At 60.8% G+C, this 18,778-nt stretch carries 20 protein-coding genes and 1 tRNA gene; 11 read left to right on the top strand and 10 right to left on the bottom strand.

The window, feature by feature from the left end:
• Positions 1-38: 38 nt before the first annotated feature.
• From K3728_09790 to mazG, 4 genes are all read right to left on the bottom strand, one after another.
• Positions 39-962 (bottom strand): DMT family transporter, encoded by a 924-nt coding sequence (locus K3728_09790; GenBank protein UWQ94038.1) that lies wholly within the window; start codon positions 960-962, stop codon positions 39-41.
• Between the two features lie 115 nt (positions 963-1,077).
• Entirely contained in the window at positions 1,078-2,214 is a 1,137-nt protein-coding gene (locus K3728_09785; protein UWQ94037.1) for an outer membrane protein transport protein, read from the bottom strand.
• A 157-nt stretch (positions 2,215-2,371) separates the two neighbouring features.
• Complete coding sequence (locus K3728_09780) at positions 2,372-3,268, bottom strand: DMT family transporter (GenBank protein UWQ94036.1); 897 nt, start codon at positions 3,266-3,268, stop codon at positions 2,372-2,374.
• Positions 3,265-4,062 carry a nucleoside triphosphate pyrophosphohydrolase gene (gene mazG / locus K3728_09775; protein ID UWQ94035.1) on the bottom strand — a complete coding sequence of 266 codons (798 nt, stop codon included), beginning with the start codon at positions 4,060-4,062 and terminating at the stop codon, positions 3,265-3,267. The genes K3728_09780 and mazG overlap by 4 nt, the downstream gene beginning before the upstream one ends.
• A gap of 113 nt (positions 4,063-4,175) precedes the next feature.
• On the opposite strand from mazG, the gene K3728_09770 reads away from it, so the two are divergent.
• The gene (locus tag K3728_09770) at positions 4,176-5,336 is read left to right on the top strand and encodes an amidohydrolase (protein ID UWQ94034.1); all 1,161 of its coding nucleotides are present in this window, start codon (positions 4,176-4,178) and stop codon (positions 5,334-5,336) included.
• A 76-nt stretch (positions 5,337-5,412) separates the two neighbouring features.
• The gene (locus K3728_09765; GenBank protein UWQ94033.1) at positions 5,413-6,651 is read left to right on the top strand and encodes a DUF2254 domain-containing protein; all 1,239 of its coding nucleotides are present in this window, start codon (positions 5,413-5,415) and stop codon (positions 6,649-6,651) included.
• Between the two features lie 6 nt (positions 6,652-6,657).
• Here K3728_09765 and K3728_09760 read toward each other — a convergent pair whose 3' ends face one another.
• Positions 6,658-7,155 (bottom strand): flavin reductase family protein, encoded by a 498-nt coding sequence (locus K3728_09760; protein UWQ94032.1) that lies wholly within the window; start codon positions 7,153-7,155, stop codon positions 6,658-6,660.
• Between the two features lie 151 nt (positions 7,156-7,306).
• Between K3728_09760 and speB the strand changes: the two genes are divergently transcribed.
• The 7 genes from speB (at position 7,307) to K3728_09725 (ending at position 13,035) form a co-directional block, all read left to right on the top strand.
• A complete protein-coding gene (gene speB, locus K3728_09755; protein UWQ94031.1) occupies positions 7,307-8,272 on the top strand; it encodes an agmatinase in 966 nt (321 codons plus the stop codon).
• Between the two features lie 82 nt (positions 8,273-8,354).
• Positions 8,355-9,317 (top strand): lysophospholipid acyltransferase family protein, encoded by a 963-nt coding sequence (locus K3728_09750; protein ID UWQ94030.1) that lies wholly within the window; start codon positions 8,355-8,357, stop codon positions 9,315-9,317.
• Complete coding sequence (locus tag K3728_09745; GenBank protein UWQ94029.1) at positions 9,317-10,126, top strand: aspartate/glutamate racemase family protein; 810 nt, start codon at positions 9,317-9,319, stop codon at positions 10,124-10,126. Before K3728_09750 ends, K3728_09745 begins: the two co-directional genes overlap by 1 nt.
• 112 nt (positions 10,127-10,238) lie before the next feature.
• Positions 10,239-11,267: an N-acetyl-gamma-glutamyl-phosphate reductase gene (gene argC / locus K3728_09740; GenBank protein UWQ94028.1), complete on the top strand. Its 1,029-nt coding sequence runs from the start codon at positions 10,239-10,241 to the stop codon at positions 11,265-11,267.
• A 39-nt stretch (positions 11,268-11,306) separates the two neighbouring features.
• Positions 11,307-11,753, top strand: coding sequence for a cytochrome c maturation protein CcmE (gene ccmE / locus K3728_09735; protein UWQ94027.1), 447 nt, complete (start codon positions 11,307-11,309; stop codon positions 11,751-11,753).
• Positions 11,754-11,878: 125 nt separating this feature from the next.
• On the top strand, positions 11,879-12,490 hold the full coding sequence (locus K3728_09730) for a peptidoglycan-binding protein (protein UWQ94026.1): 612 nt from the start codon (positions 11,879-11,881) through the stop codon (positions 12,488-12,490).
• Positions 12,481-13,035, top strand: coding sequence for a holin family protein (locus K3728_09725; GenBank protein UWQ94025.1), 555 nt, complete (start codon positions 12,481-12,483; stop codon positions 13,033-13,035). Before K3728_09730 ends, K3728_09725 begins: the two co-directional genes overlap by 10 nt.
• On the opposite strand, the gene K3728_09720 is transcribed toward K3728_09725, so the two are convergent.
• Positions 13,032-14,411 carry a M20/M25/M40 family metallo-hydrolase gene (locus tag K3728_09720; GenBank protein UWQ94024.1) on the bottom strand — a complete coding sequence of 460 codons (1,380 nt, stop codon included), beginning with the start codon at positions 14,409-14,411 and terminating at the stop codon, positions 13,032-13,034. The two genes, K3728_09725 and K3728_09720, sit on opposite strands and share 4 nt — an antisense overlap.
• 74 nt (positions 14,412-14,485) lie before the next feature.
• On the bottom strand, positions 14,486-15,388 hold the full coding sequence (locus K3728_09715) for a LysR family transcriptional regulator (protein UWQ94023.1): 903 nt from the start codon (positions 15,386-15,388) through the stop codon (positions 14,486-14,488).
• A gap of 98 nt (positions 15,389-15,486) precedes the next feature.
• Here K3728_09715 and K3728_09710 point away from each other — a divergent pair, with 98 nt between their 5' ends.
• Positions 15,487-16,512: an NAD(P)-dependent alcohol dehydrogenase gene (locus K3728_09710; protein UWQ94022.1), complete on the top strand. Its 1,026-nt coding sequence runs from the start codon at positions 15,487-15,489 to the stop codon at positions 16,510-16,512.
• Here K3728_09710 and K3728_09705 read toward each other — a convergent pair.
• A complete protein-coding gene (locus tag K3728_09705; protein ID UWQ94021.1) occupies positions 16,448-17,038 on the bottom strand; it encodes a hypothetical protein in 591 nt (196 codons plus the stop codon). The genes K3728_09710 and K3728_09705 overlap by 65 nt on opposite strands.
• Before the next feature lie 51 nt (positions 17,039-17,089).
• Here K3728_09705 and K3728_09700 point away from each other — a divergent pair, with 51 nt between their 5' ends.
• Positions 17,090-17,662, top strand: coding sequence for a Crp/Fnr family transcriptional regulator (locus K3728_09700; GenBank protein UWQ94020.1), 573 nt, complete (start codon positions 17,090-17,092; stop codon positions 17,660-17,662).
• A 3-nt stretch (positions 17,663-17,665) separates the two neighbouring features.
• Here K3728_09700 and K3728_09695 read toward each other — a convergent pair whose 3' ends face one another.
• Both K3728_09695 and K3728_09690 read right to left on the bottom strand, forming a co-directional pair.
• Positions 17,666-18,418 carry an SH3 domain-containing protein gene (locus K3728_09695; protein ID UWQ94019.1) on the bottom strand — a complete coding sequence of 251 codons (753 nt, stop codon included), beginning with the start codon at positions 18,416-18,418 and terminating at the stop codon, positions 17,666-17,668.
• 147 nt (positions 18,419-18,565) lie between these two features.
• A tRNA-Ser gene (locus tag K3728_09690) sits at positions 18,566-18,655 on the bottom strand.
• Positions 18,656-18,778 lie beyond the last annotated feature (123 nt).

The following is an 18,778-nucleotide window of genomic DNA, read 5'->3' as shown; positions in this document are numbered from 1 at the left end:
GCAATGAAGGTGACGTTAGGGCAACGCACGCCCACCGGTCAAATGTTTCGACCCACGCCCCCGCGCCTTAGGACCCGCAAAATACGCCCGTCTAAAATCAGCAACCCCACCGCCAATAGCGCGAATCCCAAGAAGGCTTGGGGCGCAAGACGCTCCTCTAACACCACAGCGCCCAAAATGATCGCCACGGGCGGGATCAGCAGCGTCACCAACATGGCGTTGCCCGTGCCCACCATCGCCAGAACCCGGTAGTAAAGTAGATAGGCAAAGGCTGTGCCGAACACGGCGAAGTAGCCCACGGCGAGGTATGTCTGGGGCAGGGTGGGCCAAGTGGGGGCGCCGTCCATCACCAGAGCGGCCGGCAGCAGGATCAGGCTTGCGCCCGTCAACATCCCCGCCGCCGCCACCGCAGGGGTTAACCCCATTAACCTTTTGCGGGCCCAAGCGCTGGCCAAGGCATAGGAGAACGTCCCCGCAATCACCGCCAATTGCGCGAGGCTCCGGATATCGAACTGCCGCAAGCTGTCCAAACCAATCGCCACAGCGACCCCGGTAAATGCCGCCGCCACGCCGATGGATTTGCGTAGGGTCAGTCGTTCATCGGCAAAGCACAGGGCCGCCACCAGGACGCCAAAAATGGCCGTGCCTGCGTTGAAGATCGAGGTCAACCCGGTCTCGATGAACTGCTGCCCCCAAGCCATCAGGGCGAAGGGGATCACGTTGTTCAGCATCCCCATCACCACGAATGCCCCCCAAATACGCAGATCACCGGGCACGGGCAGGCGGCGGACCAGCACATAGATCCACAAGATCAAGCAGGCCCAGATCACCCGATGCGCCACGAGGGTCAGGAAGGGGATCTCCTCCAACCCCAATTTGATCGACAGGAATGACGCGCCCCAGATCAGGGCCAAAAGGCCCATCTCGGCCCACGCGCGGGTGCTCACAGAGGTTTGTGTCATGGCAACGGTCTAAGCCTGCTAGAGCCGCCCCGCGACCCGGAACTTGCGACAAGGCCAAAGAAAAACCCCGCCAGCGCAGGACGCGGCGGGGTTTTCGAGAAGGGATGTGGTTTGCTTAGAACGAATAGCCGAGGCGGAAGCCAACACCGAATGCGGAGTTATCGTTGAAAGTGGAGTTCAGACCTTCACTGGTGGCGTCACCAAGGAAGGTATAGTTGATGCCACCCGTCAAAGTAATCTGATCGGAGATGTCATAAACCCCAGCGAGCGAAAGACCAACGCGACCGTCGCTAGGTGCGAGGTTCGACGCCGCGTCCCCCGACGATGCTTCATAGGTAACACGTCCAACAAGCGCAAAGTCGTCGGAAAGACGACGAGCGCCGCCAATCATCCACGAGAAAACGTCATCATTAGAGATTGTTCCGAGCGCAGAGAAGGTTGGAATATCGGCCTCGGACCAATCAGTCCAGCGAACCGAAGCCATCACAAGCGTGCCTTCTGCAACACCAGATTGAACCGCAACTTCCAACGATTGAGGCAACGAATAAGACGTTGACGTCGCATAGGGACCAACAGCTGACGGCGCAGTCGAAGACATGATGGTATGTTCATGTTCGGTCGCCGACTGGTAAGTTACCGTAGCCCGGAAAGCGATGTCGGGAATTTCGTACGATGCCCCGAGAGTGTAGCCCCAAGCGCCATCGGACTCGTAGGTCAAAGTTTGGTCTGCCGCAATCGGTGTAGGCCCGGGGGCCAGCACCCACCCCCCTCCGATGAAGTTGATTTCGGCATCCATCACGACGTAACGCAGTCCGCCGTAAACACTAATACGGTCATCGATTTCGTAGCGCAGTAACGCCGCTGCGGATACGCCGCTGAGCGTCGCGTTGAAATTGTTTAACGGATAGCCGCCTCCGCCCGGTCCACCTGGATCGGAATTTTCATAGGAAATATCGGCCCCAAATGCGTCGTCATAAACAAAGGCAAGTGACAATCGCTCAGTCAGATCCGTGCGGTATGCAAACCCAAAAGCCGAAAAATCCTCAGCCATATTCCCGGAAGAAGCACCATTGGTCGGCCAGTTGCCCGAAACCTCCGGCCGCACGTAGCTGTAGCTAAACTCAGCATAGTCACCCTCTTCGAACAATGGGCTTATGTTGAAACCATTGCGATCAATTCCGCCCGCATGGGCGATGGTGGTGGTGGCCAGAAGTGCCGCGAGGGCGGTGGTTGTTGTTGTAAAGCGGGTCATATGAGTGCCTCCCCGTCGATGTGTCCCTAAACGTGTCCTGTGCTCTCCCACACAGGGCTTGACGTTATTAAGGGCGAGAAAGCTCCGCTTGGGTCAAATATTCCCCTGCGTCACATTCCGGTTATCGGCAGATCAACGCGCCAATGTGTCTCAAAAGTTACACTTCTGTTACACGTCTGCGCCCGCGGCGATGTTCTGCTAATATATTCATGTAGTTCGCGCCGAAAATCAGGACCGCGCCAAGTAGCACCGCCCATTGCAACGGCTCCTCAAAGAACAACATGCCCACTACCGCGATCAGGGGCAGGCGGGCGAAATCAATCGGCATCACGACCGAGGCCGGTGCCAGTGCGAAGGCTGATGTCATGCAGAAATGCGCCACAAGCCCGCATATGCCAATCAGGACCACCCAAGGCACAAGGGCCAGCGACGGCAGGGCTATGGTGCCGTCGTAAAGACAGAACAGGAGGCCAAAGATGAGCTGGATCACCGTGAGCCAGAACAAGATGCAGGTGATCGTCTGGTCGCCCGTCAGGCGTTTGGTGAAAATCGCCGTCGCCGCAAAGAAGACTGCCGCCGAAAGCGACGCCCCCATGCCGAGGGAAAACGGCGCGGCACCCGGCTGCACGACGATCAATATTCCAATGAAACCAATCACTCCCGAGGCGGCCCTCACCCAAGTCAACCGCTCACCCAGAAACAGCGCCGCAAAAATGATGACCCAAAGAGGCGCGGTGAATTCCAGCGCGAAGACCTGTGCCAAGGGGATCGCACTGACCGCGAAGAACCACAGGTTCTGGCCGGCGAAATGGCAGGCGTTGCGGATGATGTGAAGCGGCAGGCGGTTTGCCCGGATCTCTCGTAAATGTCCGCTTAGCCCGCCGATAAGCAGGACCAATAGAATCCCCACGGCGGAGCGGTAAGTCATCAGCTCGAAGGTATCCAACTCTTCTGTCACGCGCCGCCCCGCGACGGCCATGGCCGAGAACGACACGATTGCGCCGATCATGAAGGCGGCGGCCTTGGGGACGTTGGAGGGGGCGGCTTCGCTCATAACCCTTTGGCCTTCGCTTCATCCCAAAGCGCGTCCATCTCTTCCAGGGTGCTTGAGGCAGGGCTTGAAGAACGCCCCGCAAGAGATTGTTCAATATAGGAAAATCTGCGCACGAACTTGGCATTCGCGCCGCGCAGGGCCGTTTCCGGGTCCACCTTCAGGTGACGCGCCAGATTGGCCATCACGAACAACAGGTCTCCCATTTCCTCGGCGATTTTCTCTTGTGGAAGCGTGTCTTTCGCTTCGGCCAGCTCTTGGGCTTCTTCAGCGATCTTGTCGATGACATGGCCAATCTCGGGCCAGTCAAACCCCACACGCGCCGCGCGTTTTTGCAGCTTTTCGGCCCGCATCAAGGCGGGCAACCCCATCGCCACGTCATCCAATACGCCGCCTGCATCCTTGGCGGCACGCTCTGCGGCTTTGACCGCTTCCCAATCCGCCACCTGTTGCTCGGCGGATTTGGCGTTGCTCTCGTCGCCGAACACATGGGGGTGGCGGGCGATCATCTTGTCGCCAATGGCGCGCGCCACATCGTCGAAATCGAAGTGCCCACCATCCTCGGCCATCTGCGCGTGGAAGACGGACTGGAACAGCAGATCCCCCAACTCTCCGCGCAATTCCTCCATACTGCCCCGCTCGATCGCGTCGGCCACTTCATAGGCTTCCTCGATCGTGTAAGGCGCGATGGTGGCAAAGGTCTGCTCCACATCCCAAGGGCAGCCATGAACGGGATCGCGCAGCCGCGCCATGATGGCGCGCAGGCGGTGCATCGGGTCGGAGGGGAGCGTTTTCATGGTGCAAGGGATGGGCCAACATTCACGCTAGGGCAAGCCCTCAGTTAGGTTCTTGCATCTTCGCGCCCGCAGGCTCAACACTGCGCAAATACCCCCCGATATTGGAGAGCGCTATGCCCATCATCAACTCCATCGCTGCCATGGCCGACGACATGAAAACCTGGCGCAGGCATCTTCATATGCACCCAGAATTGCAGTTCGAATGTCACCAAACGGCGGCCTTCGTGGTGGAGAAGCTGAAGGAGTTCGGCATCAGCGATATTCACGAAGGGATCGCGACTTCAGGCGTTGTGGCGATTATCGACAGCGGCGTGCCGGGCGATACCATCGGTCTGCGCGCCGATATGGATGCGCTACCCATCGAAGAGGCGACGGGGGTCGATCATGCCTCGACCATCGCGGGGAGGATGCACGCTTGTGGTCATGACGGGCATACAACGATGCTATTGGGGGCGGCGAAGTATCTGACCGATACCCGCAATTTCACCGGCCGTGTCGCGCTGATTTTCCAACCTGCGGAAGAAGGCGGCGGCGGCGCGGGGGTGATGGTGGAAGAGGGCATCATGGACACCTTCAATATCGCCAAGGTCTTCGCGCTCCATAACGTCCCCGGCAAGGATTTGGGCAGCGTCTTCACCAACCCCGGCGCGATCATGGCGGCAGCCGATACCTTTCACGTGAACATCAAGGGCAAGGGGGGGCACGGCGCCTATCCCCATGAAACACTGGACCCGGTCCCGGCGGCTTTGGCCGTGGCGCAGGGCTTTGGCACCATCGTTTCGCGCAACAACCGGGCATTGGATGATCTGGTGGTGTCGGTCACGCAGATTCACGCGGGTACTGCCGATAATGTCATTCCTGAAACCGCCTACCTCAACGGCACTGTGCGCACCTTCGATGCCGATGTGCGCGACATGGTGGAGCGCCGTATGGGCGAAATCGCCCAAGGCCAAGCCGCAAGCTACGGGGTTGAAATCGACTTTGTGTATGAGCGCGGCTACCCGCCCACAATCAATGACGCCGCGGCGGCAGCCTTTGCCATCGACGTTGCCCGCGATGTGGCCGGCGCCGACCGGGTCGATGCCGACGCCCCCAAAGAGATGGGGGCCGAGGATTTCGCCTACATGCTAGAGGCCCGCCCCGGTGCCTACCTATTCGTCGGCGCAGGCGAAGGCGCGGGGCTGCACCACCCCGAATTCGACTTCAATGATGAGATTTCTCCCATCGGTGCCAGCCTTCTGGCGCGTTTCGTGGAGCGTGCAAACCCCGCCTAAAGTGGCGCTGGCATAACGTGGAAAAAATATGCGGGGCGGCCATTGTTCAATGGCCCCGTCGCGCTACCCTCCAGCCATGATTAGTAAATGGCTCTGGACCCTGCGCAGTTTGTTGCGCGAACTTTGGCTGCGTGTGGCGGCTTTTGCCGTTTTGGCGATTGTTGTGGCGGCGATCGCGCCTCTGCTGTCACCACTCATGCCCGATGAATGGGCCGAGGCATTGGGCGGCGATGCCGTGGATGACGTTTTGCAGATCCTTGCGTCGTCGATGTTGGCAGTCACGACCTTCTCACTCTCTATTGCGGTGAACGCTTTCACGGCTGCGGCCAGTGCGGCCACCCCGCGATCCACTGCGCTTTTGCAGCAAGACACCACGACCCAAACAACACTGGCCACCTTTTTGGGGGCCTTTGTCTACTCCATCGTGGCAATCATCGGCCTGAACGCGGGCTATTACGACGCCGGGGCAAGGTTGGTGTTATTTGTCGCCACGATCCTTGTGGTGATTATCGTGGTGCTGACCCTTCTGCGGTGGATGGGCTACCTGCCGGAATTTGGGCGCATGAACAACACGCTCGACCGGGTCGAGGAAGCCGCCCGTGATGCGCTGAACACGCGGCTGGAAATGCCCTGGATGGGGGCGCGCCCGATGAAAGGCGCACCACCGGAGGGGGCGAAACCCCTAACCGGCGATGAAACCGGCTACATCCAACACATTGACATCGAAGCGCTGAACGATTGTGCCGAGGCGGCGGGCTGTCAGTTCTACCTTGCCGCGTTGCCCGGCGATTTCATCTACCCCGGCGCCCCCCTGTTGTATGTATTGGGCGGGTGCGATGCCGCCAAACAGGTGCGCCAAGCGTTTAGCGTGGATCGGTTCCGCAGTTTTGACCAAGACCCGCGCTACGGCATGGTGGTACTGGCCGAAATCGGATCGCGGGCGCTCTCGCCTGCCGTGAACGATCCCGGCACCGCCATTGCGGTGGTTGGCAGACAGCTTTCGGTTCTGGCGCAATGGGAGGTCCGCGAAGCCCCCGATGTGCGCTTTGCCCGCGTTCACGTCCCCTCAACCGATCCCGTGGATCTGGTCGAGGCCGCATTCCGCCCGCTGATCCGGGATGGGGCGCAAAATGCGCAGGTGCAACTGCATCTGATAGACGCCCTTGATGCGCTCAACACGATCTCTGCCGAGGTGTTCGGCAATTCGGTCAGCACCTTGCTGGATGAGATCGAGGACAGGATTGGCGACGCCAAGGGCCTGTCTCAGCGGGATCGAGATGATCTGGCCAAGCGTCTGTCCTCGATTGATGCCTAGTCGCGCTTAGTGGTTCTCGGCCCGGAGGTAGCGGCGCATCCCATAGAGCAGCGGCTTGCCTTCCTCGGCCACACGCACGGCCTCGACTGCGCCGATACAGATGTGGTGCGAGCCGATCTTCTCAGCCGATACAAGCCGGCAATCAAACCCCACCAGCGCCGATGTCAGAAACGGCGCGCCGGTTTCCAGCGCCATATGATCCACGGCGTTGAACTTGTCGCCCCCCGGCGCGGGGATACGCGACGAGAAAATGTCGGAAATATCAGTCTGGCCGATCCCAAGAACGTTGATGCAAAAGCAGCCGTTTTCCAACACTAACGGCAGGGAGCTGGCGCTGGCATTTAAGCAAGTCAGCATAGTGGGCTGATCGCCGTCCGCCGAGATCGACGTCATGGCCGACACAGTCACCCCGCCGCGTCCTGCGGGGCCATCGGTTGTCACCACACAGACCGAGGCGGCCGCGCGGCTCATGCCTTCCAGAAACATCGCTTTCAGATCGCTCATCTTTATCCCTTTGTCGCAGGCCCTTCCGGCCCGCTTACATTAAAGGGAATCATCGCGCACCCCGGTTCCCGGCACAAGATGGATCAATTCAGGGCTTCGCCAAGGCCCAATCCGGGTATAGCAAGGGCGAATGTAACGCGAAGGGCATATCATGGCGCTGGAAGATGCAAAGAACGAGGTCGATGGGGCCTTTACCCGGGACGGTCTGAAAGGGCTGGCTTACGAGAACGCCTTCTCCGGCGCGCCCTCGTTCTTGCGACGCAAATACACCAAGGATTTGACAGGTGTGGATGTTGCGATTTCCGGTATCCCGTTTGATCAATCCGTCACCAACCGGCCCGGTACGCGCTTGGGGCCGCGGGCGATCCGCGCAGCCTCGGCGCTTCAGCCCTTCGATCCGCCCTATGGGTGGGACGGCTATTCCCCGCTGGAGGCCTTAGCCATCGCCGACTATGGCGACATGCCGTTTGACTACGCCCATACCCCCGATGTCCCCGCCCGGATCGAGGCGCATATCACGGCCATCCTTGGGGCAGGGGCCGCAGCCATTACTCTTGGCGGCGATCATTCGATCACCCTGCCAATTCTGCGCGCCCATGCGGCTGTTCACGGGCCCCTGGCGCTGATCCAGGTAGATGCCCACACCGACACCTGGCCCGATGATGACGCGGCGCGGATCGACCACGGGACGTTTTGTTACACGGCGGTGAAGGAGGGGCTGATTGACGTGGCTCGATCCTCTCACATCGGGATACGGACCGTGGTGGAAGATAACCTTGGCATCCACATCCATGACGCCCGAGAGATGCAAGAGGTAGGGGCCAGCGCCGTTGCCGCTGCTGTCAAGGCGCGGGCGGGCGACGGGCCGGTCTATCTGTCCTTTGACATCGACGCCTTGGACCCCGCCTTTGCGCCCGGCACCGGAACGCCCGTGTGGGGCGGCATGTCTAGCGCTCAGGCGGCGATCTTACTGCGTGATCTGGCCGGGATAAACCTTGTGGGAGGCGATGTGGTAGAGGTCTCTCCGCCGTTCGACGTGTCGGAAATCACCGCCGTTGCGGGCGCCCATGTGGCGATGGAACTCCTGTGCCTTTGGGGATGGACCCGGCGAGGATAGCGCAAGCCTTGGCCAAACATCACTAGACCCACACAGAACCACTGACTAAGTGTTTTGCACACGCTTCTGACGAGGTCATCCGATGCCCATACGTCGCCGTTCTGATCGCAAGGCGCTGCTCACGTCCGAAAGGGCTGTCGCGCAGGAGATTTCTTATGCCAACTCCGCCGCTACCAAGGGGGGGCGGGCGCTGATCCGTGCGATGGAGAATTCTACCGGGCGTCTGCGACTGATTAGAACCGCTAAGGGTTACGATGAAGACGTGCGCCAAGGCCGCGACTTCTGGGATGTGATGGTACAACGCTACAAGTTGGAGCTTGAGGTGGTGGGCGGATCGCTGGACAATATCCCCCAAAACGGCCCGCTGGTGATGATCGCCAACCACCCCTACGGCATTCTGGACGGGCTGATGTTGGGCCATATTCTGGCGCAGACCCGGGGCGATTTCCGCATTCTGGCGCACCAGGTGTTTCAAAGAGCGGAAGACATCAACAAGGTGATCTTGCCCGTATCCTTTGAAGAAACGAAAGAGGCACTGGCCCGGAACATCGCCACCCGCAAAACCGCGCTGTCATATCTGGCCGAAGGCGGCGCGATCGGCGTCTTTCCCGGCGGCACTGTCAGTACGGCGGCAAAACCCTTTGGGCGGCCCATGGACCCGAAATGGCGCAGTTTCACAGCGCGGATGATCGCCAAATCCGAGGCGACCGTGGTGCCGATCTACTTCGAGGGTCATAACTCCCGGCTGTTCCAATTGGCCAGCCACTTGCACTCCACCCTGCGCATGGGCCTGCTGATCAAAGAGTTCCGTGCGCGCACCAACTCGAAGGTCAAAATCGTCGTGGGCGCGCCGATCCCACGGGCCGAGCTGGACGCGCGGGCAGGGGACGCGGTTGCGTTGATGGAGTTCCTGCGCCAAACCACCTATGCCTTGTCGCCACGCCCCCTTGACCCCGAGGCGCGTGGGTTTGAATTTGAGGATAAACATCGCAGGCCAGACGAAAAGAAGCCCGCGAAACGAAAAAAGATAAAGGAGCGGTACTGATGGCAGTAGGAATTTTCGACAGCGGCCTAGGCGGGCTGACGGTGCTGGATGCGGTGTCCAAGGCGCTGCCCGATGTGCCGCTGATCTATTTGGGCGACAACGCTCACGCCCCTTACGGGGTGCGCGACGCCGATGACATCTACAACCTGACGACCGCCGGGGTTCAGCAGTTGTTTGACCGGGGCTGTGATCTGGTGATCTTGGCGTGCAACACGGCCTCTGCCGCGGCGCTTCGGCGGATGCAGGAAGGCTGGGTGCCAGAAGGCAAGCGGGTGCTTGGCGTCTTCGTGCCGCTGATTGAGGCGCTGACAGAACGCAACTGGGGCGATAACTCTCCGCCGCGCGAAGTGGGCGTGAAAGAGGTGGCGCTGTTTGCCACGCCCGCCACCGTCAGTAGCCGCGCGTTTCAGCGGGAATTGGCGTTCCGGGCCATCGGCGTAGACGTAGAGGCGCAACCCTGTGGCGGTGTCGTGGATGCCATTGAAGAGGGCGACATGATCCTGGCGGAAGCGCTGGTGCGATCCCACGTGGATGCGTTGAAACGCCGGATGCCAGAGCCGCAAGCCGCAATCCTCGGCTGCACACATTACCCGCTGGTGGAAGAGGTGTTCCGCGCGGCCCTCGGCGACGGCGTTGCCGTCTACTCGCAGCCGTCCCTGGTGGCCGCCAGCCTTGGAGATTATCTGGAGCGTCGCCCGGAAATGTTTGGCACGGGAGAGCCCGCATTTCTGACCACGGGCGACCCGAAATCTGTGGAAGCACAAGCCACGCTGTTCCTGCGACGAGAGATCAAGTTTCAGGCAGTCTAGCCCCAGCAACCCTGCATAATCCACAGGCCGTGATGGCCCCATAACGAACCGTGATTTGTATCGGCGGCGGCTTTGGATTAAGCCCCATCAGACGCATCAGAAGGCAAGCCCCATGACCAAGAAAATCGCAATCCTCGGCGCTTCCGGCTACACCGGGGCCGAGCTGTGTCGCCTGATCCATGGCCATCCCGATATGGAGATCGTGGCCCTGACCGGAGACCGCAAAGCCGGGCAATCCATGGCCTCGGTCTATCCCTTCCTGCGCAGCGCCGGTCTGCCTGATTTGACGCGGATCGAAGATGTGGATTTCTCTGGGGTTGATCTGGCTTTTTGCGCATTGCCCCACGCCACATCTCAGCGCGTTATCAAAGACTTGCCTGCCGACCTTAAAGTTGTGGACCTTTCCGCCGACTTCCGCCTGCGCGATGTGGCTGAATATGCCAAATGGTATGGCAAAGCCCACGACGCGCCCGAGCTTCAGGCCGAGGCCGTCTATGGCTTGACCGAGTTCTACCGCGACGACATCGCCTCGGCCCGGCTGGTGGCGGGCACGGGCTGCAACGCGGCCACGGGCCAATTCGCCCTGCGGCCCCTGATTGCGGCGGGTGTGATTGACCTCGATGACATCATCCTCGACCTGATCTGCGGCGTCTCTGGCGCAGGTCGGTCGTTGAAAGAGAACCTTTTGCACGCGGAATTGTCCGAGGGCACAAACGCCTACGCCCTGGGCAGCACCCACCGCCATCTGGGGGAATTTGACCAGGAATTCAGCCTGATCGCGGGTCGTAAGGTCGAGATCCAGTTCACACCTCATCTGGCGCCGTTCAACCGGGGCATTCTGGCGACGGGCTATGTGAAAGGTGACGCGGAGGCGATCCATCAAACGCTGGTTGACGCATATCAAAGTGAACCTTTCATCGAGGTGCTACCGATGGGCACAGCACCCTCGACCCATGACGTGCGGGGCACCAACTATTGCCACATCGGCGTGGCGGCGGATCGGCGCAGTGGGCGGGCTCAGGTCATCGCGGCGTTGGATAATTTGTGCAAAGGCTCCAGCGGGCAGGCGATCCAGAACGCCAATCTGATGTTGGGGCTACATGAAACTGCGGGCCTGATGGGCATGGGCGTTTTCCCTTAAGGGATTGCGTGATCGCAGGGCAGGAAAAGAGGCGGCAAGATGCGTGGACTAAAGAAGCAGCGGCGTATTCAGATTATCCTGCTGGCTTTCGTTTTCATGACGGCAGCCGTCGCTCTGATCGTCTATGGCTCCCAAGACGCCTTCAACTTCTTCCGGGCGCCCGCAGAGGTAGCCTCGGACCCGCCGCCGCCCCATGAAGTGTTCCGTATCGGCGGCTTGGTGGAGGAGGGCTCTTTGGTGCGCGGGCAGGGCGAGACGATTACATTTGCGGTGACCGACGGCGCGGCCTCGATCCCGGTGAGCTACACGGGGATTTTGCCTGATCTATTTGGCGAAGGCGAAGGCATGGTTGGCACCGGACGGCTTGTGAATGGCACGTTTGAAGCGACAGAAATCCTCGCCCGCCACGACGAGACTTACATGCCCGCCGAGGTGATCGAAGCGTTACAGGAACAGGGCGTCTACGTGGACCCCAACGAAAGCTGACGACGCGCCACTCCTCGGCCAAAGGCCTCCTCGCAGGCTTACGTTTCTTTGACGACGTTAGGGTTTTGTTAACCCCGCCATGGTGGATTCAAGCCTCCAGAAACCAAGAGCATGGAGGGCGAGCCATGCAAACGGTTCGGTCTATCGCAGAACAGATTGTGGCCCGTGAAGGCGGGTTCGTGAACGACCCCGATGATCCGGGCGGCGCGACGAAACATGGTGTGACGATCCACACGATGCGGGCGTTGGGGCTGGATCTGGACGGGGACGGCAATGTCGACGAGAGCGACGTGCGCCGCGTCACGCCGGAATTGGCCACGGACCTGTTTCTAGAGCATTATTTCACCCGTCCCAACATCCATATGCTGCCCGAACCGCTGCAAGCCAGCGTCTTTGATATGCAGGTGAACGCGGGCTCCAACGCGGTGCGTATCCTGCAACGTCTGCTGCGGGATATGGGGTTGGATATTGCTGTGGATGGGGCCATTGGCCCTCAGACCGCGCGGGCGGCCCATGCGGCGATTGGCACCGCGCCCGATCATCTGGTGGACGCCTACGGAATCGCGCGACGGAACTACTATTATCGATTGGCCGACCGTCGGCCCGCCTCGCGCAAATACGCGCGGCGCCGCGATGGCGGCAAAGGCGGCTGGATCATCCGCGCCGAGGAATTCATTTCGCCGCGCTACCACCTGACAGCGACGCAACATCGGGATCGGACAGCATCATGGGATTAATTGATCGGGCCCTGGATGGCCTTGGAGCAGGCAGCACCGTGGAAGGCATCGGCGAGGCGGCAGAAGGATTGTCAGAGGTTTTCGTGCCAAACGCCACAAGGGCGATGGAATTGGCCGCCGAAATTCATCAAGCCACGCTGGAAACCGCCGCGTCAGAGTTTCAACACGCAGGCACCGGCTGGTTTGACCGAATGATTAACGGCCTTAACCGTTTGCCGCGCCCGTTTCTGGCCTTGGGAACCCTCGGCCTGTTTGTCTACGCGATGGCAGAGCCCGCAGGCTTCGCCACCCGCATGGTTGGCTTGCAAGAGGTGCCCGAACCGCTTTGGTGGCTGTTGGGCGCGATCGTTAGCTTCTACTTCGGTGCGCGGGAATTTCACTATACCCGCGACCCCTCCGCCACCCGTGAAGGGGCGCGACGGCGGAGCCTTCGCGAACGCCTTGGGGGTATTTTTCGCCGCCGCGCCCCCGCGCCTGATCCCGCCGTGCAGGCGCGTGAGCAGGCCACCGACAACCCCGCCCTAGAGGCGTGGAGGGACCGCTAAGCGGTTGAATAACGCAAGTTTTCGGGGGTCGTACCCGCCAATGCCCCCAACACAACGCTCATCACGCCTGTTGCATCTTGCAGCAGGCGTTTTGGCAGATGCTCATCAGGGGCGTGTTGCGAACAGCCGGGGAAGGAATGCGGCACCCAGACCGTCGGCAGGCCCAATCCATCGCAGAAAATGTCGTTCGGCAAGGAGCCGCCAAGCGAGGGAAGAACCACCGGCGCCGTGCCGGTCCCCACGGTGATCGCTTGGGTCACGAATTGCACCGCCGGGTGGTCCACCGGGGTTTGGCTTGCGGCGAAGAACGGGCCTTCTTGGGTGATCTTGATGTCTGTAAATCCGTGGGTATCCAGATGCTTCCGCAAGGCCTCTGCCAATCCGTCCGCCTTGGTACCCGGGGCAAAACGGAGCTGCACCCAAGCCGAGGCACGGGGCGGAATGGCATTGACCGGGGCAGGCGGGTCGCCCGCGTGCATCGCCAGAACCTCGGCCGAGGACCAGGCGTGGATACGCTCGGCCGGGGTCAGCCCTTCGGCGCCCCAATCCGCATCAATAGCGCCGCCCGCAGGGGTTAAGCCCGTTAACGCTTTGCGTGTCGCATCAGAGATCGTGCCGGGGGTCCATTCCGCAATTTGTAACGCGCCGTTGCGATCGGTGATGCTGGCCAGCGCGTGGGCCATTTCCAAGGCCGGGTTTCGCAGCGCCCCACCGAAGTTGCCAGAATGCCGCCCGGCGGCGCGGTGTTCCAGATCCAGCCTGAAGGTGGCCCCGCCTCGGGCGCCCAGAAAGACCGTCGGTCGGTCTGCATCCATGCGCGGCCCGTCCGAGGCCAACAACAGATCGGCCTTCAGCAACGCTTTGTTGCCGCTGCAAAATTCCGCCAATCCGGGGGAGCCTACTTCCTCCCCCATCTCAATCAACCACGTGACATTGGCCCCCAAGCTGCCGCGTTGCGCCAGCACGGTTTCAAGGGCGGTCAGGTTCACCAGAAACTGCCCCTTGTTGTCGGCAATCCCGCGCCCGAACCAATCATCCCCCACTTCGGTCAGCGCCCAGGGGTCGAGCCCGTCGCGCCATCGTCCCGCCATCCCCGGCACCACATCGCCGTGGGAATAGCTGAGGATTGTGGGAAGCCCGGCCCCCTCATGGCGCTTGGCGACCAGAAAGGAATGTCCCTCGTATTCATGCACATCGCTGGTAAACCCTAACGCCGTTAACCATCCCGTCACATGAGACAGGAACGCCGCAAGCTGCGGGGCAGACGAGGGATCAGTGGCGTCGGTTTGAAAAGCGATAAGCTCTTTCAAACGTTGACGAAACAGGGGAGAGCGGGCGGCATCGGCACCGGCGGAATAGAGGCTGGATCTGGTCATGGAACGTAGACTATGCGCCAACCCCATGAAGTGCACGGAGGAACTTTCAGAAGCGCGAAAAAGGCATCGACCGCCTATTTGCGCGACATTTCCTGCACCAGAAAATCATAGACCCGACGAATACGCCGTGAGGTCGTGACTTCGCGGTGGGTCACGAGCCAGATCGGAAAACTAAGAGGCTCCAAATCCGGCAGAACCCGCACTACTGCGGGATCGGCATCGCCAATAGCCGCGTCCAGTATGCCGATGGCGGCACCCTGCTTCACCAACTCCCACATCACCAGATAGCTCTCTGTGAACAGGGGGAAATTCGCCTCGGTCAACCCAAGCCCCAAAGAGTTAAGGCCCTTAATCATTCCGCCCCCGCGATCCATATTCACGAAGTTGGCGTGTCGCAGATCATAGGGCGTGGCAGGGTGGCCTAGCTCCTCCAGATAGCTCGGCGCGGCGTAAAGAACCGCGTCGGCCATGCCAATTTTGCGGGCAATCAAATCCGGCTCAGTCGGGCGAAAGTTCCGGATCGCGATATCGGCCTCCCGGCGCAGAAGATCGCTGGCGTGGTTGGCCACCACGACTTCCACCTGAATGCCCGGCTCGAGCCGGCGCAGCTTGGCGACGATGGCGGGCAGCAGAACCGTTGCATAGGTCTCACTCGCGGAGATGCTGATGCTGCCTTCAAGGGCCTGCGATTGCCCAAGGGCGGCCAGTGAAACGCGCCCCGCCGCGTCCCCCATGGCCCGGACATGTTCCAGCAATTCCATCCCGCTTGGGGTCAACGTCAGCCCGCGTCCGACCCTCTCGAACAGCACGATCCCCAGCTCTTGCTCCAGCCCATCGACCTGCCGACCCAACGTCGGTTGCGCCATGCCTAAGGCCCGCGCTGCCGCGGAAAGGGAGCCCTCCTCAGCCGTCACCAAAAACGCGCGCGCTTTGTTCCAATCAAATTTTACGGCCCGCCAATCCATACGGATATGCATACCAAACTTAGAACTTTGGTCAATTCGCATGACACCATGGGGCCGGTAAACAAGCCTCACAGCGCCCGCAAGGCCGCCCCCTCAATTGGATCAAAACGATGTTTGCTTATACCTACTCGCGCTACGGCGCCCCCGAAGTTCTTGAACTGACCCATGTACCCAAGCCGACCCCAAAACCGAAAGAGGTGCTGGTAAAGATTCACGCCACCACCGTCAGCGCTGGCGATTGGCGGGCGCGGAGTTTGACGATGCCCAAGGGCATGGCGCTTATGGGGCGGATGTTCTTCGGGGTAACCGGACCGCGAAAACCCATCCTTGGTACCGAGTTCTCGGGTGTGATTGAGGCTGTCGGAGCAGAGGTCACCGCCTATGCGCCCGGCGACGCAGTGATCGGATTTCCTGGCGCGAACTTTGGGGCCCATGCGGAATATATCGTGATGCCCGAGGCCGGGAAGTTGGTGCCTATGCCTGACAATCTTTCCTTCGCCGAGGCGGCATCCTTGCCGTTTGGCGGCACCACGGCCTTTGATTTTCTGGTTAACAAGGCCGGGATCAAAGCCGGGGAGGCGGTGCTAATTAACGGCGCGTCTGGGGCGGTCGGGTCCGCCTGTGTGCAGATTGCCAAGCACTTGGGCGCCCATGTCACGGCGGTATGCTCTGGCAAGAACGCCGGTCTGGTGCGCTCCCTTGGGGCAGATGAGGTCATCGATTATACGCAGCGGGATTTCATGGCCGAAGCCACGTTGTTTGACGCCGTCGTGGACACCGTCGCCACCGCACCGTTCAACCGAGTGCGGCATGTTCTGCGCCCTAAGGGGCGGTTGGTGATGGTCGCGGGCAGCAGCACGGACCTGCTGTTTGGCGCCGTGAAGGCCTTGTTCTATCGACGGAAAATCATCGGCGGGGTGGCAAGCGAGGCCCGAGAGATCTTGCAAGCCGTGGTGGACTTGGCAGCAGAGGGGCAGTTTCAGCCCGTGATCGACCGTTGCTATAGCTTCGACGCGATGCAAGCCGCCCACGCCCATATGGATACCGGGCGCAAGAAGGGCGCGGTTGTGGTCAGCCTTCTGCCCGAAGCCCTCGAAAACGGGCCCAAAGGCATCCTCCAGCAAGGAGCAGCGTAGCCGTTACTGCTCCCGTCGTCAGCAGTGCCTTGGCGACGGAGGCAGCGCTTGATGCGGCCACCAATGGGGCGGGCAGGTGAGGGGCGTGAAAGATCATCGCCACGATGCCTGCGTTCTCGCCATAGTCACAAAGTGCAGCCGCGATCGCGAGGGGGGAGGCAAGCCTTTGCCACCCAACCGGGCGGCCCGCTGTAAGGGATCGGTTGAGGCTGACCAAGGTCGCCGCCAGAAGGGCCGGGTAGGCGGTATCGAGGGGGATTTGGCGGGTAAGATAGTAGTGCCGCCCACTGGCCCCGAGCGCGTCCAAGAGTGTCGCCGCCTCGGCTCCGCTGTAGCCCATTGGGCGCATGTCAAAGGGCATCAACCCCGAAAGCGCCTGAAGGTGGGCGAGGGTTCCGGTGACCATCGTTATGTAGATCACCGCAGCGACACCGCCGTAGGCAAGGGCGGCGCGTGCATGTTGTTGGGGCAGAAAACGTGTCATCATCGGAAGACCTTTTGGGATGTCATGGGGTAGTTGGCTCATTTGCCCTGATCATGCCGTCCGCGCATTATCATTTGTTAAGGGATTTAACCTTTGGACCTGCTGAGTTTCCTGCGCCAATCGCCGGCGCTGAAAGACCCCGTCCAAGCCAAGCATTTCGCGACGCTCTGGGCCACGCGCAGGGTGCCGAAGGGCGCTCGGATCGCGACACAAGGCACGCCGGACAAGGCAGAGATCATCGTGCTCGACGGGGCGGCGGCCAGCTTGATCAGCGACGCCGAAGGGCGCACGGCCTGCGTCGGCTTGTATTACGGGCCGTGCATCGTGACTCCAAACATCGCCCGCACCCGCGACGGCGTATCCCTCGTCACGATCGAGGCGCAGACCGACACGCTGGTCGCTACCATGGACGCAGACGCCCTGAGCCGAGAGATGCTCTCTGCCCCCCATGTGCGCGATTGGGCCAATGGTGTCCTACGGGCCGCCTTGGCACAGAAAGCCGACAGGGAATGGTGTCTTGCAGCCCTAGGCGGCGCTCAGCGTTTGGCGTGGTTCCGAGAGAATTTTCCAACCCTGGAAGAGGTATTCCCTCACACGCTGATCGCCTCCCATCTGGGGATCACCCCGGTGACGCTTAGCCGGTTGCGCCAGGCTGCGAAGTCATAGGCATCACTGAAAAACATCACCCGTTTGCGCGTTTAAATACAGACGGTTCGCGACCGTCGCGCCGCCACAATAGGTGAAGTAGATCGGTTGATCCCGGTGGCTAGAGGACGCCACCCATCCCCCCATGTCGCGAAAATCCTGCGCGGTGCATCGGCCTTGCCCGATCAACGACTGTGCGGCCGCCGAAAAAACCGCGCGGTGGCGGGCAAAGTCATCGGACCCGGCGATCAGTTCCTCAACACCCGTGGCGTCCTGCGCCGGGTCATCGGGACGCGTCTGGGACAGATACGCCAAGGAAACCCATTCGGCGAAAGCCCCGTCAGTGATCCCGTTCGCGATCTCACACGCCCCATTGCCGCTATCCACATAGGAGCTTTGGCCGCCGACGCAGGCCGCATCATAGGGCTGCGTGATCCGCGCCCACCCCTCGTTTTGCTCCAGCACAACCACCCCTTCGCGAAAAAACAATTGCCCCACGACGCCACAATTTTGGGATGCGCAGGTCCGGCGGTTCAATCGGTCAGAGATGACCCAATACCGGCCCTCATCCTCGCCCTCAGCCACGGCCCATGGGCGCGCATTCTCATCGGGCAACGGGGGTTCCGGTCCCTCAGGAACGGGGTCGATCGTGCCGAGCGTAAAGAAGCAAACGAGAAAACTAACCAAGGCCACCCAACGCCTTTGGAAGGGCCGAAACGGGTAAATCACCCCCGCAAGCGACACGAGCGCCGCAAGCACCAAGAGAATTGTGGTCACAACAGGCCCCCTAAAGCTCTCATTTGTTAAGATAGTGGTTAAAAATCTCTTAATTTGATGATGCAGACTATCTGAGCCCGTTCAATCATGTCCGCATCAAGAAATGCCGTAGGGCACAACAACTCAAAGGAACGGTAAGGGGGTAAGTGGCGGAGAGACAGGGATTCGAACCCTGGGTAGGCTTGCACCCACAACGGTTTTCGAGACCGCCCCGTTCGACCACTCCGGCACCTCTCCGCGGTCTCGGCCAATTGGCCGTGGCGGGTCGATAACGGCAAGCGGCGGGGCACGCAAGGGGCTGTTGTGGGGATGAGGTTGGGTTTTTTGTGCTCGCATCCCCCAAGAGCTGCCCTAAATGCA

The organism is Rhodobacteraceae bacterium M385 (assembly GCA_025141835.1).
In the GTDB taxonomy this organism is placed as follows: domain Bacteria; phylum Pseudomonadota; class Alphaproteobacteria; order Rhodobacterales; family Rhodobacteraceae; genus Gymnodinialimonas.
Note: the sequence above shows the minus strand (reverse complement) of the source record. Positions and strands in the feature narration are given on the sequence as shown.

Coding starts and splice junctions, on each gene's coding strand:
- K3728_09765 (UWQ94033.1), top strand. CDS start 5,413: ATGATTAGTAAATGGCTCTGGACCCTGCGCAGTTTGTTGCGCGAACTT.
- K3728_09745 (UWQ94029.1), top strand. CDS start 9,317: ATGGCAGTAGGAATTTTCGACAGCGGCCTAGGCGGGCTGACGGTGCTG.
- K3728_09790 (UWQ94038.1), bottom strand. CDS start 962: ATGACACAAACCTCTGTGAGCACCCGCGCGTGGGCCGAGATGGGCCTT.
- K3728_09715 (UWQ94023.1), bottom strand. CDS start 15,388: ATGCATATCCGTATGGATTGGCGGGCCGTAAAATTTGATTGGAACAAA.
- mazG (UWQ94035.1), bottom strand. CDS start 4,062: ATGAAAACGCTCCCCTCCGACCCGATGCACCGCCTGCGCGCCATCATG.
- K3728_09705 (UWQ94021.1), bottom strand. CDS start 17,038: ATGAGCCAACTACCCCATGACATCCCAAAAGGTCTTCCGATGATGACA.
- K3728_09770 (UWQ94034.1), top strand. CDS start 4,176: ATGCCCATCATCAACTCCATCGCTGCCATGGCCGACGACATGAAAACC.
- K3728_09710 (UWQ94022.1), top strand. CDS start 15,487: ATGTTTGCTTATACCTACTCGCGCTACGGCGCCCCCGAAGTTCTTGAA.
- K3728_09725 (UWQ94025.1), top strand. CDS start 12,481: ATGGGATTAATTGATCGGGCCCTGGATGGCCTTGGAGCAGGCAGCACC.
- K3728_09730 (UWQ94026.1), top strand. CDS start 11,879: ATGCAAACGGTTCGGTCTATCGCAGAACAGATTGTGGCCCGTGAAGGC.
- ccmE (UWQ94027.1), top strand. CDS start 11,307: ATGCGTGGACTAAAGAAGCAGCGGCGTATTCAGATTATCCTGCTGGCT.
- K3728_09760 (UWQ94032.1), bottom strand. CDS start 7,155: ATGAGCGATCTGAAAGCGATGTTTCTGGAAGGCATGAGCCGCGCGGCC.
- K3728_09785 (UWQ94037.1), bottom strand. CDS start 2,214: ATGACCCGCTTTACAACAACAACCACCGCCCTCGCGGCACTTCTGGCC.
- argC (UWQ94028.1), top strand. CDS start 10,239: ATGACCAAGAAAATCGCAATCCTCGGCGCTTCCGGCTACACCGGGGCC.
- K3728_09750 (UWQ94030.1), top strand. CDS start 8,355: ATGCCCATACGTCGCCGTTCTGATCGCAAGGCGCTGCTCACGTCCGAA.
- speB (UWQ94031.1), top strand. CDS start 7,307: ATGGCGCTGGAAGATGCAAAGAACGAGGTCGATGGGGCCTTTACCCGG.
- K3728_09780 (UWQ94036.1), bottom strand. CDS start 3,268: ATGAGCGAAGCCGCCCCCTCCAACGTCCCCAAGGCCGCCGCCTTCATG.
- K3728_09720 (UWQ94024.1), bottom strand. CDS start 14,411: ATGACCAGATCCAGCCTCTATTCCGCCGGTGCCGATGCCGCCCGCTCT.